Source organism: Chitinasiproducens palmae, from assembly GCF_900095735.1.
In the GTDB taxonomy this organism is placed as follows: Bacteria; Pseudomonadota; Gammaproteobacteria; order Burkholderiales; family Burkholderiaceae; genus Chitinasiproducens; species Chitinasiproducens palmae.
This window is the reverse complement of record NZ_FNLO01000010.1, coordinates 23,775-27,943: the sequence shown is the minus strand read 5'-3', so window position 1 is coordinate 27,943 and position 4,169 is coordinate 23,775. Positions and strand designations below refer to the sequence as shown.

The window sequence follows — 4,169 nt, the reverse complement described above, 5'->3', positions numbered from 1 at the left end:
AACGCCCAACGCCCAACGCCCAACGCCCAACGCGAGAGGCCAAATTGCTGGCGCAGGATGCCTAATACGAGAGGCAAACGGTTGGACGCGAGACGGCGGAAGCTGAACACCCCGTGCCGCGCCTGGCGGTCGGGCATCTGAAATCAGAAGGTGCCAGCCGTCAGATCTGAGAAGGGACGCTCATATCGATAGATACCGGCTGGCAGTCATCGCCTCCTCACGATCTCGCGGCCCGTAATCCGACCATCACGCCAAGCCGCATGCCGACTGGCAAGCCGTCACGATTTCCCCATGCGCGATCGCGACGACCGTAGCTGTCAGGACGTGCCACCATCAGAGGCCAAATGGCTGGCGCGGCATACTGAATTGGCGACACAGGGGGCCGGAAGCGAAACGGCGGGTGCTGAACGCCGCGGGCCATGTGACCTGTGCCGCGCCGGCCCTTGCGGCGAGACGTCTGAAATCCGACGGCTGCGAGCCTCCGACCCGAGAAGCGCGGCTCGTATCAATCGAATCAGGCTGGCAGTCGTCGTAACCGCCGACGATCTGGCGGTCCGCAATCTGATTCTCCTGCCAGGCCACATGCCAATTGGCAAGCCGCGGCGGTGCCCCATACGCGATCGCGACACGTGTAGCTGGCAGTGCGCGCCACCGCGAGAGGCCGCATTGCTGGCGCGGAGTACGGAATACAACAGAACGAGCGCTGGGCGCGAAACGGCGGATGCCGAACGCCGCGTGCCGCTCACAGGCGCTTGGGGACCGCAAGACTGCAATCAGAAAGGTGCGAGCGCTCAGACCTGCAACAGTGGCTCATGCCGATCAACGCAGGCCGGCAGTCGTCGTGACCGTGGAAGGTTCCGCGGTAATCAAACTGATCCGCGCATTTCCAGTCGCCTACTGTCGCGGTTCCCCACGCGCGGGCGCGACGCGCTTCTGGTAGCGTGCGTCAGCGCAAATCCGCAGCCAGGGTCCACCCGCCGCGGGTCGGTCACGAATAGCCGCGTGATCGCACAGCAACAGCGGCGGGTTCCCGAGTTGCGGTCGCAACGGATACGGGCGGAGCCGCGTTATTGCGTTTGCATTACCTCTCAGCAGAAGGCGGTCGCGTGCAGGCCGCTCAACGCGTGCCGAGGCACGTGAAGCGGTCATTCGTCCTGTCCCACCATCGCTGCCGAGTGGCCTATCGCTCACGCGTCGCGACGCTAGCGTTTCGCCGTACCTTTCGTCGAACGTTTCGCCGTGCTGCCGGCCTTCCGGCTGGTGCTGGCGCCGGTCGACTTCCGCGCTGTCGCTTTCGAGCGCGCTGAGCCACGCCGGGTCGCGCTGGCCTGCCGCCGCGACCCGCCGGTGCTGCGTCGTGCCGTCGGCGTCGCGCCGCCTGGATCGTCATAGCCGAAGGCGAGCATCGTATTGTTCAGATAGCCACAGCGGAAAGAGAGCAGGTCCGGCTGCCCGCTGGGATCCGTCTTTGTATAGCCGAGACCCTTCACCGAAACGACGGTGTCGACTTCCGTACGTTGCTTATGGCTATCGAAGGGGCCGGTCCAGGGCTCGACCGACGCATGGGTGGTGTCCAGAAACTGCGGTGGAAACTCCACGCGGTCATAGCGAGGCGAGGTAGGTACGACGAACGAGGCGTGTGCAGCGCAGTCGGCGACTGCAGGCATCACGCCTTGTGCTACCAGATCGCCGACGATTTGCTGATGGCGCTCCAACTGGTCGGCGAATGCCGGCTGAACACCGGCAGCCAACGCGAGGAGACCGCAGACCGCGCGGCGTAGGCGTGAAAAAAGGGGAATTCGATTCATTACGATGGCGTGGACTGTGTTCGATGTTCCGGTCCAAGGCGGAACGCGGTGCGACAGGCGCAGGACTCAGCCGTCACACGCTGATTTTCTCGCAAAACGCCGGAATTTCCCTTTCTACGTGAACCGATTATGTAAGCAGCCGTAAATTACCTTAACGTGACACGCGAACGCGTGTTAGCCATGGCGGCTCCAACGGTAGCGTCGCGCCGCTTTCCCGCGGGTTCACTCAAGGTGACGGCATCATGCCGGCACTACTGTTGCGCGGTCGCTTTGTATTGGCGCGCCAGCGCCGTATCGTCGCCCCTGGCTTTGCTGTGCTGTCCCTTATGCACCGGTGCCGCTAGCGTCTCAGCCGTCTCCACTGTCTCCAGCATCTACACGGGCTCACTGCTAGGCGGACGCCGGGCCGTGAGACGTCACTGCAGAGCGCCACAACCAACCGATCCGCGCCAGCGGCGCGCGTGCGAGAAGAGAGCGACTTTGGGTTTGCGCGCCGAACGCGGCGTCGCGGCGCGTTTTGTTAGCGCATGGGCGCGTGAGCTGCCCGGGCGAGCTGCGATCCGGCGCGACGACGGGCGAAGCCGCCGTTGAACGATCGGTCAGCGCGGATCGATCGTCGATTCGACCGAGCCGAGAATGGCGCTGCGCAGCCATGCCGGCTTCACGGTCGCGAGGACGGCGGTCAGCGCACCGGAAACCAGTGCCTCACCGCAGAGGAGCAGTGCCACCGCCCAGCCCCATGCGGGCGGCAGCGCAATGGCCGTGTCTGCTGCCGCGGCCCGCAACGCAAATGAAGCAAGCTGCGTTGCGATGACGCTGAGCGATGCCGCCAGGACGCCGTCGACCAGAATCAGATAAGTGAGCCGCCCTGGCAGACGACGCGTAAAAAGTCGCTGCGTTCCAGCCGCAACAATGACCGGCACGATTGCGAAAATGAGCACGGTCGCCCCGACGCCTTGCCAGGACGCACCGAGAATCAACGCAACGGCCACCACCACGAGACTTGCCGCCAGCATGGCAAGACGCCACCCGAACAGCGCGCTCAGCAGCGCCGCACCCAGAAGGTGCAGCACTGGCCCGTCCTGCACCCAGGCGGAGAAGCACCACAGCGTCGATAGCACCGTGATCGAGGCCAGCCAAAGGTGCTGTCGGGAAGCTTCGCGCAGGAATCGGAACGGCCGCCCATACAGAGCGAACGCGAGTATCAGGAGCGCGACACACCATGTCGCAACGGAGAAGGGCAGGCCGAGCGGCGAGTACAGGAAGCCCATGGTGTTTTCCAGGCGGGTGCGGGAACGCGGACGTTGGCAGGCCTGGGCAAGCAAATTTTGCGCCGAACGCGCGGCCTAAAACGTTGCAGCAATGACACGACGCCGCGGAGGCTCTTAGGCGGTCTCACGGCAACGCGGGCCACGGGACGGACCTCGAATCCCGTGACATTCACGCGCCCGGCAGGCGCCAAGCCATGTAACGATGAAACGGACGTTGCAAACTTGGCATGTCAGCCAAAGCCTGCGTCCGCTGGACGGCTGCTGGACGGCCTCGGAAACGGCTGCTCGGCATTGCTATTGGAATTAGCACTGGCATTGGGATGGAAGTGGCGATGGCGCTTGACCGTCAGCGCCGTCGAATCGGAATTGGGATCCGGAACGGAAACGGGATCGGGATCGGGATCCGGAACCGGATCAGCGCCGAAGATTCGTTACGCCAGCACGGCGTCAATCAACCAGACGTCCTGAGAGGCAGCGGTCGACGGAACCTCGCTGCGTTCGCGGCCTGACCATGCTGGCATGACGCATCCTCGTGGACGTGGCACGTCGCTGATGGGGCAGTATCGCTACGGCGAGTGCCTGTACTAGCGCGTGCCGCCCGCAAGCCGGCGTGGACCGGCCGTCAAGGGCGACCGAATCCAGGGCAACGCCTGACGCTCACGCTAACCGGCACGCACCGATCAATTCTGTGCGGGGCTTATACCGATTCATCACCCAATACAGGTGAACACGAACGTCGATCGTAAGCCAGACGCGGCACACGCCGCGCTTCCGCTCAGGCCTTTCTCGGCCCGGCAAATACTTTCGGCGGAGCCCCCGCCGCACCCGAACCGATATCGGAACGGGTCTGTAAACCGTGGTGACTGGCGCCAGTCGGCGGCAACCGGTCGAACAGCTACCGTCCTTGAATCTTCCCACTCCCTACTGCTCGCTCGGAGTCCCAAGCCCCTCGCCTCGACTCTCAGGCCGCAAGCCGCAAGCCGCAAGCCGCAAGCCGCAAGACCCCAGACCCAGACCCAGACCCAGACCCAGACCCAGACCCAGACCCAGACCCAGACCCAGACCCAGACCCAGACCCAGACCCAGACCC

At 64.3% G+C, this 4,169-nt stretch carries 2 protein-coding genes; both read right to left on the bottom strand.

Going from position 1 to position 4,169, the window contains the following annotated elements; all coding sequences use genetic code 11:
• Positions 1 to 1,202: 1,202 nt before the first annotated feature.
• Complete coding sequence (locus BLU54_RS15965; RefSeq protein ID WP_139169726.1) at positions 1,203 to 1,808, bottom strand: BspC domain-containing protein; 606 nt, start codon at positions 1,806 to 1,808, stop codon at positions 1,203 to 1,205.
• A 599-nt stretch (positions 1,809 to 2,407) separates the two neighbouring features.
• Positions 2,408 to 3,079 carry an energy-coupling factor ABC transporter permease gene (locus tag BLU54_RS15960; protein WP_091910604.1) on the bottom strand — a complete coding sequence of 224 codons (672 nt, stop codon included), beginning with the start codon at positions 3,077 to 3,079 and terminating at the stop codon, positions 2,408 to 2,410.
• Positions 3,080 to 4,169: the final 1,090 nt, after the last annotated feature.